This window comes from Duganella fentianensis (assembly GCF_009857835.1).
Lineage (GTDB): Bacteria > Pseudomonadota > Gammaproteobacteria > Burkholderiales > Burkholderiaceae_D > Rugamonas > Rugamonas fentianensis.
On the sequence record NZ_WWCL01000040.1, the window covers coordinates 1 to 231 of the forward strand.

Annotated in this window: 1 rRNA gene; it reads left to right on the forward strand. The window is 46.3% G+C overall.

The features are described 5' to 3' along the window. Positions 1–155: 155 nt before the first annotated feature. Positions 156–231, forward strand: a 5S ribosomal RNA gene (rrf, locus tag GTP23_RS23205); the annotation flags it as partial.

Here is a 231-nt window from a genome sequence, read left to right on the forward strand (position 1 = left end):
TGATACTAATTGCCCGTACGGCTTGTCCCTATAACCTTAGCAGGATATAGGTAAGAAGACCGTTAAACGTTGTTGAGACAACTTCATTACCCACATTACTTACTATTCCAGATTCTGAGCAACGTTCATGAGAACGCGGCTCGTACAAGTCAAAGCTTGATGACCATAGCAAGTTGGTCCCACCCCTTCCCATCCCGAACAGGACCGTGAAACAACTCTGCGCCGATGATA